This window comes from Paracoccus laeviglucosivorans, assembly GCF_900182695.1.
Taxonomy (GTDB): Bacteria; Pseudomonadota; Alphaproteobacteria; order Rhodobacterales; family Rhodobacteraceae; genus Paracoccus; species Paracoccus laeviglucosivorans.
Map to the genome: position 1 here is coordinate 35226 of NZ_FXTK01000004.1, position 15493 is coordinate 50718.

General features: G+C 63.4%; 13 protein-coding genes and 1 pseudogene. 6 read left to right on the top strand and 8 right to left on the bottom strand.

Translation table 11 applies throughout. The features are described from left to right. Positions 1–72 precede the first annotated feature (72 nt). From FN835_RS05750 to FN835_RS05760, 3 genes are all read left to right on the top strand, one after another. Positions 73–1452 carry a diguanylate cyclase gene (locus FN835_RS05750; protein WP_142662257.1) on the top strand — a complete coding sequence of 460 codons (1380 nt, stop codon included), beginning with the start codon at positions 73–75 and terminating at the stop codon, positions 1450–1452. Between the two features lie 80 nt (positions 1453–1532). Further along, entirely contained in the window at positions 1533–1934 is a 402-nt protein-coding gene (locus FN835_RS05755; protein WP_142662258.1) for a DUF983 domain-containing protein, read from the top strand. Then, entirely contained in the window at positions 1931–2596 is a 666-nt protein-coding gene (locus FN835_RS05760; RefSeq protein WP_246098659.1) for an NUDIX hydrolase, read from the top strand. The genes FN835_RS05755 and FN835_RS05760 overlap by 4 nt, the downstream gene beginning before the upstream one ends. Here FN835_RS05760 and FN835_RS05765 read toward each other — a convergent pair. The 7 genes from FN835_RS05765 to FN835_RS05795 all read right to left on the bottom strand — a co-directional run bounded on the left by FN835_RS05765 (position 2593) and on the right by FN835_RS05795 (position 8385). Then, positions 2593–3363 carry an enoyl-CoA hydratase-related protein gene (locus FN835_RS05765; protein WP_142662260.1) on the bottom strand — a complete coding sequence of 257 codons (771 nt, stop codon included), beginning with the start codon at positions 3361–3363 and terminating at the stop codon, positions 2593–2595. The two genes, FN835_RS05760 and FN835_RS05765, sit on opposite strands and share 4 nt — an antisense overlap. Before the next feature lie 62 nt (positions 3364–3425). Next, positions 3426–3887 carry a cytochrome c-type biogenesis protein gene (locus FN835_RS05770; protein ID WP_142662261.1) on the bottom strand — a complete coding sequence of 154 codons (462 nt, stop codon included), beginning with the start codon at positions 3885–3887 and terminating at the stop codon, positions 3426–3428. 4 nt (positions 3888–3891) lie between these two features. After that, on the bottom strand, positions 3892–5853 hold the full coding sequence (locus tag FN835_RS05775) for a heme lyase CcmF/NrfE family subunit (RefSeq protein ID WP_142662262.1): 1962 nt from the start codon (positions 5851–5853) through the stop codon (positions 3892–3894). Positions 5854–5932: 79 nt separating this feature from the next. Further along, positions 5933–6433: a holin family protein gene (locus FN835_RS05780; RefSeq protein ID WP_185958599.1), complete on the bottom strand. Its 501-nt coding sequence runs from the start codon at positions 6431–6433 to the stop codon at positions 5933–5935. Beyond that, positions 6424–7035 (bottom strand): holin-associated N-acetylmuramidase, encoded by a 612-nt coding sequence (locus tag FN835_RS05785; RefSeq protein WP_142662263.1) that lies wholly within the window; start codon positions 7033–7035, stop codon positions 6424–6426. Before FN835_RS05785 ends, FN835_RS05780 begins: the two co-directional genes overlap by 10 nt. 75 nt (positions 7036–7110) lie before the next feature. Continuing rightward, positions 7111–7554: a cytochrome c maturation protein CcmE gene (ccmE, locus tag FN835_RS05790; RefSeq protein WP_142662264.1), complete on the bottom strand. Its 444-nt coding sequence runs from the start codon at positions 7552–7554 to the stop codon at positions 7111–7113. 18 nt (positions 7555–7572) lie between these two features. Next, positions 7573–8385 (bottom strand): glutamate racemase, encoded by an 813-nt coding sequence (locus tag FN835_RS05795; RefSeq protein ID WP_142662265.1) that lies wholly within the window; start codon positions 8383–8385, stop codon positions 7573–7575. 12 nt (positions 8386–8397) lie between these two features. Here FN835_RS05795 and FN835_RS21870 point away from each other — a divergent pair. After that, positions 8398–8466: pseudogene (locus FN835_RS21870) on the top strand (hypothetical protein); the annotation flags it as partial. On the opposite strand, the gene FN835_RS05800 reads toward FN835_RS21870, so the two are convergent. After that, the gene (locus tag FN835_RS05800; RefSeq protein ID WP_142662266.1) at positions 8439–11837 is read right to left on the bottom strand and encodes an indolepyruvate ferredoxin oxidoreductase family protein; all 3399 of its coding nucleotides are present in this window, start codon (positions 11835–11837) and stop codon (positions 8439–8441) included. The pseudogene FN835_RS21870 and the gene FN835_RS05800 overlap by 28 nt on opposite strands. A 161-nt stretch (positions 11838–11998) precedes the next feature. Between FN835_RS05800 and FN835_RS05805 the strand changes: the two genes are divergently transcribed. Together FN835_RS05805 and purL are read left to right on the top strand one after the other, a co-directional pair. Then, positions 11999–12919, top strand: coding sequence for a LysR family transcriptional regulator (locus tag FN835_RS05805; protein WP_142662267.1), 921 nt, complete (start codon positions 11999–12001; stop codon positions 12917–12919). 335 nt (positions 12920–13254) lie between these two features. Next, complete coding sequence (gene purL / locus FN835_RS05810) at positions 13255–15426, top strand: phosphoribosylformylglycinamidine synthase subunit PurL (RefSeq protein WP_142662268.1); 2172 nt, start codon at positions 13255–13257, stop codon at positions 15424–15426. Positions 15427–15493 lie beyond the last annotated feature (67 nt).

Below are 15493 nucleotides of genomic sequence, written 5' to 3' on the forward strand. Positions count from 1 at the left end.
GGCAACGGTTTTTTAACCATTTTGCGCGCAAGATGCGGATGTGGTCAGTGGGTGTAAAGCAGACAAATGAACATGGCAGGGCGCATTTTGGTCGTGGACAGCGTTCCAACCAACCGCATCACCATGAAGGTCAGGCTGACGGCGGCCTGTTACGATGTGACGCCCGCCGCTTCGGGGCAGGATGCCTTGCGGCTGGCGCAGCTTGTCCACCCGCAGATCGTGCTGATCGGGACCAGCATTTCGGACATGACAGCCCCTGATCTTTGCGCGGCATTGCGGGCGCAACCGCGTGGCGCGGAACTGCCGATCCTGATCCATGCTCTGGATGCGGGCGCGCGAATCGATGCGCTGCGTGCTGGGGCATCGGCGCTGATCGATGCCCGCGGTGACGATCTGACGCTGCTTGCCCGCATCCGCGGCCTGATGCGCGAAGATGCCCAGGTCAGCGGCATGGCCGAGGCGCAGGCGGGCTTTCAGCATGACGACCGTCCCCGCGCCGTGTTCATTGCAGACCAGCCCGCCACCGCGCTTTCCTGGCGTCACGCACTGCAAACACGGCTGAATTTCGCGATCACCGTGAACGAACCCGACAGGGCACTTGCCGATGCCGCGCGCGGTCGGGTGCCGGACCTGTATCTGCTGGCCGCCGACATCAGGCAGTCGGGTGACGGGCTGCGGCTTTTGTCGGAACTCCGCTCTCGTCCGTTGTCGCGGGATGCGGGCTTCGTGATCGTGCTGCGCGATGATCGGGCCGAGATGACATCGGTCGCACTGGACCTTGGTGCGGGCGACGTGCTGACGGCCGAGCTGACCTCGGTCACGGGCGCCACCGAAGCCGCAATCCGACTTGAGGCGCAGCTTTCCCGTAAACGAGAGGCGGACCGGCGCCGGCAGGAAACCCAGCGCAACGTCGCGCTGGCCATGACCGATCCGCTGACCGGGCTGCACAATCGCCGCTATGCCATGCCGCGACTGGCCGAGCTGTTCGATGCCGCATGTCAGGACGGCGATGATCTGGCGCTGATCGTGCTGGATCTGGATCGCTTCAAGCTGGTCAACGATAATCACGGACATGCGGCGGGCGATGCGGTGCTGACCGCCATCGCCGCCCGCCTGCGCGCCTGCGTGCCCCCCGAAGCCGTGCTTGCCCGGATGGGAGGAGAGGAGTTTTTGGCGGTCCTGCCCGGCTACAGCGCCCAAAGCGCCCATATGATCGCCGAGGAGATCCGCCACAGCGTGATGGCCACCCCGGTGCCTTTGCCCAAAGGATGCGCCGCTGACACATTGAGCGTCACCGTTTCGGCGGGGATCGCGGCAATGGACGCCAGCCAGCCTTCGGGCACGGCGCCCGACGCGGACCATTTGCTGACGCGTGCCGACAAGGCCCTGTTGCGTGCCAAGACCTCGGGGCGCAACTGCATCGTGTTGGCAAGCCCGGCGATCGCGGCCTGACGGGCTGCGACATTCGGCGCGCTTTCTTTTTCGCGGGTCGCTGCCTACATACAGGGCAAGACACTCCCAAGGAGCGTGCGATGCCCCGATCCGACGACCCCGCCGACCGGCCGCTGAAGCCGGCGATGCTGCGCGGTGCGATGCGCCGCTGTCCATCCTGCGGACAGGGTGCGCTGTTTCACGGCTATCTGACGGTCCGCGACCAGTGCGACCACTGCGGCGAAGATATGTCGCATCAGCGTGCGGATGACGGCCCTGCCTATCTGACGATCCTGCTGGTATCCCATCTGGGCGCGCCGCTGCTGCTGGCGGTCTATATGGCGTGGCGTCCTTCGGCCATGTCGATGCTGATCGGTTTCAGCCTTGGCGCGGTGATCCTGTCGCTGCTGCTTTTGCCGCTGATCAAAGGTGCCTTCGTAGGCTTCCAATGGGCGCGGCGGATGCACGGATTCGGCGCGGCGCCCCGGACTTTGTCCGCATGAACGACGTGCCGATCCGCGACGCGGCAACCGTCATCGTGCTGGACCGCGATGCTGCTGACGGCCCTTCGGTGCTGATGGGGCAGCGTGGGGCGGCGGCAGCCTTCATGCCGTCGAAATACGTCTTTCCCGGCGGCGCGGTCGATCCCGAGGATGCGGATGCGGGACTTGCCCCGCTGCCCCCACGCCTGCACCAGCTTTTGTCAGCCGAACCCCGCGAAGGTGGCATCGCCACACCCGAGGCACTGGTGGCCGCAGCCCTGCGCGAACTGGCCGAGGAAACCGGCCTGCTGACCGGCCAGCCCGGCCCCGCACCTGCTGGTTGGGGCCATTACGCGGCGGCGGGTCTGACGCCCGATCCTATCGGCCTGACCTACCTGTTTCGCGCCATCACGCCGCCGGGCCGGACACGCCGTTTCGATGCGCGTTTCCTGCTGCTGGATGCCGCGCGGATCAACGGTGACCGCAACGACTTCAGCGCCGCCTGCGATGAACTTTCGCACCTGCACTGGGTTCCGATAGCCCAGGCCCGGAAACTGGACCTGCCATTCATCACCGAGGTGGTGCTTGCCGAAATCGCCCGTATCGCCGAAGGCGTCACGCCCGACTCGGTCCCGTTTTTCGACAATCGCGCAGCCGAGCCGCGTTTTATCAGGATCGCCTAGAACCCGGTAAAGCGCGCATGCCGCTTTTCCAGAAATGCCGTCACCCCTTCGGTGAAATCCGAGGTGCGGGCCATTTCACCCTGAAGCCGCGCCTCCAGCGCAAGCTGTGCTTGCATGTCGTTGCCGCCGGACGCAGCCAACGCCTCGCGGATGGCAAGATAGGCGCGCGTCGGCCCCTGCGCCAATGTCTGCGCGCGGGCAGTCGCAACCGCCTCGAATTCGGCATCGGGGGCGGTTTCCCAGATCATGCCCCAATTCGCAGCCTGTCGCGCCGTGACGGGTTCGGCGAACAGCATCATCCCCATCGCACGCGCTGCCCCCACGGAACGCGGAATGATATGCGTGCCGCCCGCATCGGGGATCAGGCCGATCCGGCTGAAAGCCTGTAAAAAAACCGCACTTTCGGCGGCAATCACCACATCGGCTGCCAGCGCCAGATTGGCACCGGCACCGGCAGCGACCCCGTTCACCGCCGCAATGACCGGGACCGGCGCGCCCGTGATTGCGGCCAGCATCGGCTCATACTCATCGCGCAGGATGCGTTCGACATCCAGACCCGCGCGGGCATCCGTCAGATCCTGACCCGAGCAGAACGCCCGCCCCGTCCCGGTCAGCACGATGCAACGGCACCCCGCACCCGGATCGGAAAATGCTGCGGTAATCTCGGCGCGCATGACGCTGTTCAGCGCGTTCATCACCTCGGGTCGGTTCAGCGCGATACGGGTGATGCCGTCCTGATGCGAAACGGCGATGGTCTGATGGCTCATGGCTCCCCCCATTTGGCGCCATCCTGCCCGCCCGCGCCCGGTCCTAAAAGCGCGACCTCGCGTCAGTCGCGCATGATGCGGTCCAGCCGGGCCTTTTCGTCATCGGTCAGCGTCTCGGCCTGCTGCGCGGCGGGCTGTTCGGCAATCGCGCGCGAGCGGATGAATTGCCAGCCAATGACGACCCCCAGCAGCGCCATCAGCGGGCCGGCCAGATACAGCAGCCAGTTGATGCCCTTTGCCCTCGGCTCGAACAGGACGTATTCCCCGAAGCGGTCCACCACGGCATCGACGGCCTGATCGTCGCTGTCGCCCGCGACCAGACGTTCGCGCAGATAAAGCCGCAGATCGCGGCTGATCGGCGCGTTGGATTCGTCGATCGTCTCGCCCTGACAGACTGGGCAGCGCAGGATCTTAGAGATGTCGCGCGCCCGCGCCTCAAGCGCGGGATCGGACAGCACCTCATCGGGTTGGACGGCAAGCGCGGGTCCGGCAAGCAGCATCAGGCATAATAGCAGATAGCGCATCGGGTCACTCGGCCGGTTGTGCAAGCGGCGCGGGTTGACGCGCGCCCGCAGCCACGCGGTAACGCCGATCCGAAAGGCTGATCATGCCCCCCAGGGCCATCAGCGCGCAGCCCAGCCAGATCCAGTTGGCAAAGGGCTTGATATAGCTGCGCACGGCCCAGCCGCCGCCCTGCTGCGGATCGCCGATCACCAGATAGATGTCGCGGAAAAAGCCGTTCTGGATCGCAGCTTCGGTCGTGGGCATGCCTTGCACCGTATAGACGCGCTTTTCGGGATGCAGCAGCGCGACCTGCCGACCGTCCTTGTCTACGCGCATCGTCGCCACGGTCGCATCATAGTTCGGGCCAGGGCGTTCCTGCACATCTTCCAGCGTGATGTGATAGCCCGCCACGTCGAATCCCTGCCCGACTTGCGCAACGCGAATATCTTCGACCTGCCATGCCATCAGCAGGCTGACCCCGATAAAGGTCACGCCCAGACCGCCATGCGACACCGCCTTGCCCCAATCGGCACGCGGCAGACGGCGCAGGCGCGACCAGCCCGAATTGCCAGTGCGCAGCCACAGATCGACGACCGATCCCGCGATCAGCCACGCGCCCAGTCCCGCGCCGATCACCGCCAGCGCCGAATGGCCGGTGGATATGGCAAAGACCAGCGCCATGATCGCAGCCGCAAAAAGCAGCGCCCCGCGCAGCGGTGCTGCGACACGGCGCAGCTGGCCACGTTTCCAGGGGATGATCGCGCCCAAAGGCAACACGATCGCGGTCACGATCATAAAGGGCGTAAAGGCTTTTTCGAAGAAAGGCGGGCCGACCGACAGCTTGCGGTCCCACAGCATCTCGGCGATCAGCGGCCAGACTGTGCCGATAAAGACGACAAAGCATGACACGGCCAGCAGGATATTGTTCAGCACCAGCCCGCCTTCGCGCGATACCGGCGCGAACACCCCCTTGGCCTGCATCGATGTGGCGCGGATCGTGTAAAGCACCAGCGCGCCACCCACGAACACCCCAAGGATCGCAAGAATAAACACGCCGCGTTCCGGGTCAGAGGCAAAGCTGTGGACCGAGGTGATGATCCCCGACCGCACGATGAACGTGCCGATCAGCGAAAAGGCAAAGGCCATGATCGCCAGAAGGATGGTCCAGCTTTTCAGCACCTCGCGCTTTTCGACGACGATTGCGGAATGCAGCAGCGCGGCGGCGATCAGCCATGGCATGAAGCTGGCGTTTTCCACCGGATCCCAGAACCAGAAGCCGCCCCAGCCCAGTTCATAATAGGCCCACCACGACCCCAGCGCGATACCGATGGTCAGAAAAACCCATGCCGCCAGCGTCCAGGGCCGGACCCAACGCGCCCATGCGGCATCCACGCGCCCCTCGATCAGGGCTGCCACGGCAAAGCTGAACGCCATGCTTAGCCCCACGTAACCAAGATAAAGGAACGGCGGGTGGAACGCCAAACCGGGGTCTTGCAGCAGCGGGTTCAGGTCACGCCCGTTAAAGGGCGCATTCTCCAACCGCCAGAACGGGTTTGAGGTGAACAGGATGAAGGCCAGAAACGCCACGCCGATCGCGCCCTGAACCGACAGCACCCGCGCGCGCAGGCTGGGTGGCAGATTCGCGTCGAACACCGCCGCCGCCGCGCCGAACAGCGCAAGGATCAGCACCCATAGCAGCATCGAACCTTCGTGGTTCCCCCAGACGCCCGAAATCTTGTAGATCAGCGGCTTGGCGGTATGCGAATTCTCATAGACCAGCTTCAGCGAGAAATCCGAGGTCACAAAGGCCACAGTCAGCGCCGCAAACGACACCGCGATCAGGCCGAATTGCGCGATTGCAGCGGGACGGGCGCTGTCGATCCAGCCGCTCCACCCTTTTGTTGCGCCGATCATCGGCACGATCATCTGGAAAATGGCCACCGCAAAGGCGAGTATCAGTGCAAAATGGCCTATTTCCGCGATCATTGGCTTGTTCCTGGCTAGCTGGAGCCAGAGAATAGCGGCGGAACGAAGGGCAAGCCAGCCCTCCGAACCGCTTAGCTGGTCACATTCCGTCGCGCTCGGCCCGATCAGCGGCCCAGTCGCGCAATGCGGGGTTGTCGTCGAACCCCGGCGCGGCTGGCTTTTCCGCAGCGGGTGCAAAACGCGGACGCGCACGGAAATAATGCGCCTCGCGCGCGCCGAAATAGAAGCTGATGATCGCACCCAGCAGCCACCAAAGCGGTTCGGGCACAAGGTTCAGGTTTTCCATCCGCAGACCGAAGCCAATGGGTTCGACCATCGCATAGACGAACAATCCCATCGTGCCCAACGTCAGCAAAGGGCGCGGCAGGCGGTTCATCCCGTTCATCAGCCCGTCGAACCAGCCCCGCGGCTGGGCTGCAAATTCGCCCGACATCTGCATCATGGCGCGGGCATAGGCTTCCCCGTCCAGCTCCATGCGCCGGGTCGAGTTTTCGCGGAACACCTCGGCCATGCCGGTCGCCGCGTTGGCGACGGTGGTGACGGCGCTACCCGCGCCCAGAAAGCGGCCCATCATCCCCATGCCGCTGTCCTTTCGCGATGTTGCGCCGCAGACAGGTGATAGCGGGCCGAGATGAACTCCTCGGCCCGCGTGATCCAGCCGCCCTTGCCGCCCGCGCGGGTGCGGGCATATTTGCGGCTGGCCGGGCGGGCATCGCCCAATGCGTAGTAATAGTTGCGCCGCGCAATGCCGTAGGCATCGGCGAAATATCCCTGTGCCGCCGCCTCAGCCTGCTGCGCGGCCAGAATCGTGCGCGGCCCGATCAGCCCGTCATCGCTGGCCGCAAAGCCCATGCGCGTGCAAAGCCTTTGCAGGATTTTCACCGCATTGGTTCCGGCATTGACATACATGTCGAAAACCGACGCCTGAATCGGGATGGGAAGTTCGGCCAGACGCGGTTTGCGGAAATAATGTTCGACGAAGATGCGTTGCGCGTCGGCGCGGGTCAGCGCCCGGATGTCCGCCACGTCAATTCGCCCGTCCCCGGTCCTGTCGATGCCCAGCCGCTGCAAGGTCGCCAGTGTCACGCCGTAATTCGTGGCCCCCCCCGGATCGTCGGGGTCGTTGACGTAACCCCCTTCACGCGCGACGATTTCCGCCGCGATCTGTTCCACTGTCTTCATGCCGGCCCCCGTTCTTGATGCGGGTCAAGGCTGGCTCCGGGCGGTTAACGTATTCTTAAGCAACCGGGCGTTGCGTCAGGAGTTCGGGTCTTCGTAAACGCCCTGCGCCTTGAGCGAGTCGATCACCTCGCGCGGCATGTAGTTTTCGTCGTGCTTGGCAAGGACTTCGCGGGCGACAAAGATCTGTCCCTGCATCTGGCCGGTGGCGATCATGCCCTGACCCTCTCCGAACAGGTCGGGCAAGACGCCGGTGAATTGCACCGGGATCGTCGCGCCTCCGTCGGTGACGCGGAAACTGACGGTTTCACCCACGCCGCGGATCAGGCTGCCATCTTCGACCAAGCCGCCCAGCCGAAAAACCTCGCCCGAAGCCGGCGGATTCTCAGCCATCTGGCTGGGCGAGCGATACAGGTTGATGCCGTCGCGGAAACCGTATCCGATCAGCGCCACGGCCAGAAACAGCGCGACCGAAGCCGCGACGATGATCTGGATGCGACGTTTTTTCTTCAACGATTTCATAATTTAATCCTTAGCTATTCAGGCACTTTCGAACCTGATCGAGTGGCGCAGGAATTGCGTAGCCTTGCCCGATACGCGCTCGGGGTCGCCGGTGGTCAGATAACGCGATTGCGTTCCCTCGCCCAGAAACTCGGGGCGGCGTTTCAGATAGTCCTCAAGGCTTTCGGCCACAAGCTGCGCCTGCGAATAGACTTTCACATCAGGCCCCAAAGCTTTCTGGAAAGCAGCCTGGACCAAAGGATAATGCGTGCAGCCCAAGATCGCGGCCTCGGGATGCGGCATCCGCCGCTTCAGCGCCTCGACATGGCTGGCGACCAGCGCCTCGGCCAATATCTCGTCGCCCTGCTCGATCGCATCGACGACGCCGCCGCAAGGCTGCGCTTCGACATCGACGCCGATGGCGCGGAACGCCAGTTCGCGCTGGAACGCCCGGCTGGCGACGGTCGCGGGGGTGGCGAACAGCGCCACATGCTTCACCTCGACCTCGCGGGGGGGGGAATTGTCGCCCCAGCGGCGTTCGGTCAGCGCCTCGATCATGGGAACGAAGACGCCCAGAACGCGCTTGTCCTTGGGCAGCCACGTTTCCTGCATCCGTTTCAACGCCGCAGCGGATGCCGTGTTGCAGGCCAGGATCACCAGATCGCAGCCTTCCTCCCACAGCCGTGTCACGCCTGCGCAGGTCAGATTGAAGATGTCGTCTGCATCGCGCACGCCATAGGGCGTGTGCTTGTTATCGCCCAGATAGACCAGCGGCAGTTCGGGGCTATGGGCGGCAATGGCGTCAAGCACCGTCAGCCCACCAAGACCCGAATCGAATACGCCTACTGCCATGACTAGCCCTTTCTGCTCGCAACGCGCCTTTTTATAGCGCGCTGCGGGGGTTGTCACTCCGCCGCTTGCAGCAAAGGCGCGCCGCCCTTGCGAAAGGCATCCAGCAGATATTCGCGCCGCGCCGCAGCCTTATCGGCAGCGGCATCCTTGACAAGACCGTAGCCCCGCACCTCCAGCGGCAGCTCGGCCAGTTCCCGAGCGATGGGAAGCGTTTGCGGCGTGACGGCGGCCAGCACCTCGCGCATATCGCTTTCGTATTGCGCGATGGCGGCGCGTTCGGCGCGACGTTCAGGCATCCAGCCAAACGGGTCCAGCACCGTGCCCCGAAGCCGCTTCATCCCGGCCAGAAAACGGAATGCAGGCAGCACCCAAGCCCCGAATTCCCGTTTCAGCGGACGGCCATCGGGATCGCGCCCCGGCAGGATCGGCGGTGCCAGATGGAAGCTCAGCTTGGCGCCCGACTCGAACTCATCGGCGATTTTCTGGGCGCTGGTCAGATGAAGCCGCGCGACCTCATATTCATCCTTATAGGCCAGCAGCTTGTAATATCCGCGCGCCACGCTGTCGCGCAGATCGCGCGGGGCAAGCGCGACCAGTTCGCGAAAACGCTGGGCCAGCGCCTGATCCTGATATTCGACCAGCCGCGCCGCGCGGTATTCGACCGGATCGACGGGGAGCGCAGTGACATCCGGCCCTGCCACAATCTTTGCCGCAGCGGCCGGATCGGTGACCGCCCAGCGACCGATCTGGAAGGCGCGCTGGTTTTCCGCGATCTTGGCCCCGTTCAGTTCGATCGCGCGCAGGATCGCAGCCTCGGTCAGCGGGATCAGGCCCTGCTGCCAAGCCGCGCCCAGCACTAGCATGTTGGAATAGAGCGAGTCGCCCAGCAGCCGCAGCGCCAGCGTCGATGCGTCAAAGAACGCCACCCGATCGCCCAGCCGCGCTTGCAGCGACACACGAAGCCGATCCGCCGGGATCTGGAAATCACGGTTCTTGGTGAACTCTCCGGTGACGATTTCGTGTTCGTTGACTACGGCCCCGGTGCGGCCCTTGGTCATCAGCCCGATGGTCTTGGCCCCTGCGGTCACGACCAGATCGCCGCCGATGATGCAATCCGCCTCGCCCACTGCGACACGGATGGCGCTGATGTCCTCGGGGCGGTCGGCCAGACGCAGGTGGATATGGACCGCGCCGCCCTTTTGGGCCAGCCCGGCCATCTCCATCATGCCCGCGCCTTTGCCGTCGATATGCGCGGCCTGCGCCAGAACCGCGCCGATGGTGACGACACCCGTGCCGCCGACGCCGGTGATGACAAGGTTATGCGTGCCGCGGATCGAGGGCAGCGTGGGCTGGGGCATATCAGGCAGATCCAGCGCCTGCGCCTGCGCACGCTTCAGCTTGGCCCCACGGACCGAGACGAAGCTGGGGCAGAACCCTTTGACGCAGCTGTAATCCTTGTTGCAGCTGGATTGGTCGATGGCGCGCTTGCGGCCCAGTTCGGTATCCTTCGGCACGATCGACACGCAATTGGATTGAATCCCGCAATCGCCGCAACCTTCGCAGACCTCGGGATTGATCCAGATGCGACGGTCGGGATCGGCGAACTTGCCGCGTTTGCGGCGGCGGCGCTTTTCGGCGGCGCAGGTCTGGATATAGACGATGGCGCTGACGCCCGTGACCTGCTCCAGTTCCTTCTGCACGGCCAGCATGGCGGCGCGTTCTTCGAACCGCAAACCATCTGGAAACTGCGTCCGGTCGATCTCCTCTTTCTCGTCATAAACCGCGATGACGGGCGACACGCCCATCGCCTGCAATTCGCGCACGATCTGCGGCGCGGTCAGCCCACCTTCGTTCGGCTGGCCGCCCGTCATGGCGACGGCATCGTTGAACAGCACCTTATAGGTGATATTCGCCCCCGCAGCGATGGCCGCCCGGATGGCCAAAGAACCAGAATGGTTATAGGTTCCGTCCCCAAGATTTTGGAAAACATGAGGTCTTTTGCTGAACGGCCCTTCGCCGATCCAGTTCGCGCCTTCGCCGCCCATATGGGTGAAGCCCACGGTGTCGCGGTCCATCCATTGCACCATGTAATGGCACCCGATCCCGGCATAAGCACGCGCGCCTTCGGGCAGCCGGGTCGAGGTATTGTGCGGACAACCCGAACAGAACCAAGGGGTTCTGACGGCTATCTCGGGTGCATTGTCATTCCGCCGCACCTCGGTCAGACGATCCAGTCCGGCCTTCAGCGCCTCGGTGCCGCGCCCTTCCTCGATCAGGATGCCGCCCAGTTTCTGCGCGATCATCACCGGGTCCAGCGCGTAGCGTGTTGGAAAAAGCTCTTCGCCGGTGCGGTCATGCTTCCAGCCCAGCACGCGGCGACCGTGACGATTGTCGAAGATGGCTTCCTTGACCTGAATTTCGATCAGCTTGCGCTTTTCTTCGACGACGACGATCACCTCCAGCTTTTCGGACCACTCCTGAAAGCTGCGCATATCCATCGGCCAGGTCTGGCCCACCTTATAGGTCGAGATGCCCAGCCGATCCGCCTCGGCCCGGTCGATGCCCAGCAGGGACAGCGCATGGACCAGATCCAGCCAGTTCTTGCCCGCAGCGACAAAGCCGATCTTGGCGGTCGGCTTGTCCCAGACGGGATGGTCGATCCGGTTCGCCCGCGAAAAAGCCTCGGCTGCGAAGCGTTTATGGTCGATCATCCGCGCTTCCTGCACGACAGGGGTATCGCCCAGCCGAATGTTCAGCCCGCCCTGCGGCATGGTGAAATCAGGGATGACGAATTTCATGCGCAACGGATCACCATCGACGACGCTGGTCGCCTCGATCGTGTCCTTCATGGTCTTGAGGCCCGTCCACACGCCCGCAAAACGCGACAGCGCAAAGCCGTAAAGGCCGAAATCCAGAATCTCCTGTACACCTGCGGGCGACAGCACCGGGATATAGGCGTCCACCATCGCCCAATCCGACTGATGCAGCACGGTCGAGGATTCGCCCGTATGGTCGTCCCCCATCGCCATGACGACCCCGCCAAATCGCGACGACCCCGCCATATTGGCGTGGCGCATCACGTCGCCCGTGCGGTCCACCCCCGGCCCCTTGCCATACCAAAGCGCGAAAACGCCGTCATGCTTGCCTTCTCCGCGCAACTCGGCCTGTTGGCTGCCCCAGATGGCGGTAGCGGCAAGGTCTTCGTTCAGGCCCGGCTGGAACAGCACCTGCGCGGCGGTCAACTCACGCTTCGACTTCATCATCTGCAGATCCACGCCGCCAAGCGGCGATCCGCGATAGCCGGTGACCAAACCCGCCGTATCAAGCCCTGCCGCTTTGTCGCGGGCAGCCTGCATCAGCATCAGGCGCACCAAGGCCTGTGTCCCGTTCAGCAGCACATGGCGTTTCGTCAGGTCGAAACGGTCCGACAGGGAAAAATCCTGCACACTCATCTGGCTCCTCCCAAAGCTGGACGACTGGTATGGTGGCATTATAGGTCAGAAACGCTGACTGACGAAGGAATTTTTCTTCGCGGGCTTGTGTCTTCGCCGCTTGCGATTATGTGCTAAGGGTTGCAAAAATTGCATGGCTGATAAGGCAAGAAAGCTCTAACATGGACTGGGACAAACTAAGAATATTTCACGCTGTCGCGGATGCGGGGTCGCTGACCCACGCGGGCGATGTGCTGCACCTGTCCCAATCGGCCGTCAGTCGTCAGATCCGCGCCCTTGAAGATTCGCTTGGAACCACGCTTTTCCACCGCCACGCCCGCGGCCTGATTCTGACCGAGCAGGGCGAATTACTGTTTGAGGCCACGTCCTCGATGGTGCGCAAGCTGGACACGACCGCCGCCCGTATAAAGGACAGCGAGGAACATGTCTTCGGCGAATTGAAGGTCACGACCACCACCGGCTTTGGGACCATGTGGCTGGTGCCGCGTCTGGCCAAGCTTTACGAACGCTATCCCGACCTGAAAATCGACCTTATGCTTGAGGAGCGGGTGCTGGACCTCCCCATGCGCGAAGCCGACGTGGCGATCCGCATGAAAGAGCCTAGCCAGCAGGATCTGATCCGCCGCAGGCTGCTGAACATCCGTATGCGCCTTTATGCCACGCCCGAATATCTGGCCAAGGCCGGCACACCGATGACTGTCGAGGAATTGGGCCCCCATCGCCTGATCTGTCAGGCACCGCAGACGCCGCAGGTCAGTTCGGGCGCGGTGCTGTCGCAGATGCTTCTGGCGCAAAACATGACCTCGACCCTGCTGGTGAACAACTATTTCGGGGTTCTGCAGGGCGTGCTGAGCCATGTGGGTCTTGGCGTGCTGCCCGATTATCTGACGGCGGATTTTCCAAACCTTGTGCGGGTGCTGCCTGACATCGAAAGCGGCGAAGTGCCCGTTTTTCTGGCATTCCCGGAAGAATTGCGCACATCGCGCCGGGTCGCCGCTTTCCGCGATTTCGTGCTTGAGGAGATTCAGGCGATCCGCAAGAACCAATCCGAAAGCGACGGTGCAATCAGCATTCGCGGCTAATTGCACAGGCCATTCATCGCGCAGATGCAGCATGGAAATCCAAGCCATTCCGCCACAGCATATCTGCCATGATAATCATTTTCGCTTTCATCCTTGAACCGTTCGCAAACTGCACATATTTCGGACTGCGAAGGAGATGAGTTGAGGAAACTCGCATCACCTTCAACCTCCCTGTTGGACTTAGGCCGGGCTTCATGCCCGGCTTTTTTTTGCCCTGCGACCGGCCAGATGCTGCGTTGCGGCGCAAGCAATCCGTGCAGTGCTGCGTGCGCCCCCTTTTCTTGCGCCCCGCCGACCCTTAAAAGGCCCCGAAAACCGGGGAAAAGGGCGCAAGCATGACCGAACCGCAGATCACCACCGACCTGATTGCCGCGCATGGCCTGAAGCCCGACGAATATCAGCGCATTCTGGACATCATCGGGCGCGAGCCGACCTTTACCGAGCTGGGCATCTTCAGCGCGATGTGGAATGAGCATTGCTCCTATAAGTCGTCCAAGAAATGGCTGCGCACGCTGCCCACCACCGGCCCGCAAGTGATCTGCGGCCCCGGTGAGAATGCGGGCGTCGTGGATATTGGGGATGGTCAGGCTGTCGTCTTCAAGATGGAAAGCCACAACCACCCGTCCTATATCGAACCGCATCAGGGCGCGGCGACCGGCGTGGGCGGCATTCTGCGCGATGTGTTCACCATGGGCGCGCGCCCCATTGCCGCGATGGACGCGCTGTCCTTTGGCCTGCCCGACCACCCCAAGACGGCGCATCTGGTCAAGGGCGTCGTCGAAGGCATCGGCGCTTACGGCAACGCCTTTGGCGTTCCGAATGTCGGCGGCGAAGTGCGTTTCCATGCCAGCTATAACGGCAACTGTCTTGTGAACGCCTTTGCGGCGGGTCTGGCCGATAGCGACAAGATCTTCTACTCGGCCGCGTCGGGTGTCGGGATGCCCGTCGTTTATCTGGGCGCAAAGACCGGGCGCGACGGCGTTGGCGGCGCGACCATGGCCTCGGCCGAGTTCGACGACACGATTGAGGAAAAGCGCCCCACCGTTCAGGTCGGCGACCCCTTTACCGAAAAATGCCTGCTGGAAGCCTGCCTTGAGCTGATGCAGACCGATAGCGTGATCTCGATTCAGGACATGGGTGCGGCGGGCCTGACCTGCTCTGCCGTGGAAATGGGCGACAAGGGCGGTCTGGGCATCAAGCTGGTTCTGGACAACGTGCCGCAGCGTGAAAGCGCGATGACCGCATATGAAATGATGCTGTCGGAATCGCAGGAACGCATGTTGATGGTGCTGAAGCCCGAGAAAGAGGCCGAAGCCCGCGCGATCTTTGAAAAATGGGATCTGGACTTCGCCATCGTCGGTGAGACCATTGCCGAAGACCGCTTCCTGATCGTGCATGGCGATCAGGTCAAGGCCGACCTGCCGCTGTCCAAACTGTCCTCCAGCGCGCCGGAATACGACCGTCCGTGGGTGGAAACGCCGGCCGCGGCAGCAATGCCCGACCTGCCCGCGATCACGCCCATTGATGCGCTCAAATCGCTGATCGGCAGCCCCAGCTATGCGCATAAGGGCTGGGTCTGGGAACAATACGACACGCAGGTCGGCGCGGACACTGTTCGCCGCCCCGGTCTGGGTGCTGGCGTCGTGCGTGTCCATGGCACCGACAAGGCACTGGCCTTTACCAGCGACGTGACCCCCCGCTATGTCAAGGCGAACCCCTTTGAGGGCGGCAAGCAGGCCGTGGCCGAAGCCTATCGCAACCTGTCCGCCTGTGGCGCACTGCCCTTGGCCACGACCGACAACCTGAACTTCGGCAACCCCGAAAAGCCCGAGATCATGGGCCAGCTTGTCGGCGCGATCAAAGGTATCGGCGAGGCCTGCGCCGCGCTGGACTTCCCCATCGTGTCGGGCAACGTGTCGCTTTACAACGAAACCGATGGCAAGGGCATCATGCCCACCCCGACCATCGGCGGCGTTGGCCTGATCGCAAGCCTTGACGATCTGATCGCGGGGCTGCCGGGCGAAGGCGATCTGGCGCTGGTCATCGGCGCGACCGCCGGTCATCTGGGCCAGTCGGCGCTGGCCGCCGAGGCTTTCGGGATTGAGGCGGGCGATGCCCCGCATGTCGATCTGGCGGCGGAACGCAAGCATGGCGAGTTCCTGCGCGCCAATCGCAAACTGTTCGCGGCGGCCTCCGACCTGTCGGATGGCGGTCTGGCGCTGGCGGCGTTCGAGATGGCCGAGGCCGCTGGGCTGGGGCTGACGCTGGACAGCAGCGACATTGCGCAACTGTTCGGCGAAGATCAGGCGCGTTATCTGGTCGCCTGCTCGGCCGACGATGCCGCGAAACTGGCGGACGCGGCGCAAGCCGCAGGCGTGCCACTGTCAGCCGTGGGTCGTTTCGGCGGGGCGCAGGTCAGCCTTGGCGGCGACAGCGCCGATCTGGCAGGGCTGTCCGCGACCTATCGCAACGCCTTTGTTGACTCGCTGGCGCTTGGCATCGCCTGATCGTCGCAAGACATGCACAGAATGGCTGGCAGCGCCCAAGCGGCGCTGCTAGCCTGCCCCCATTCTA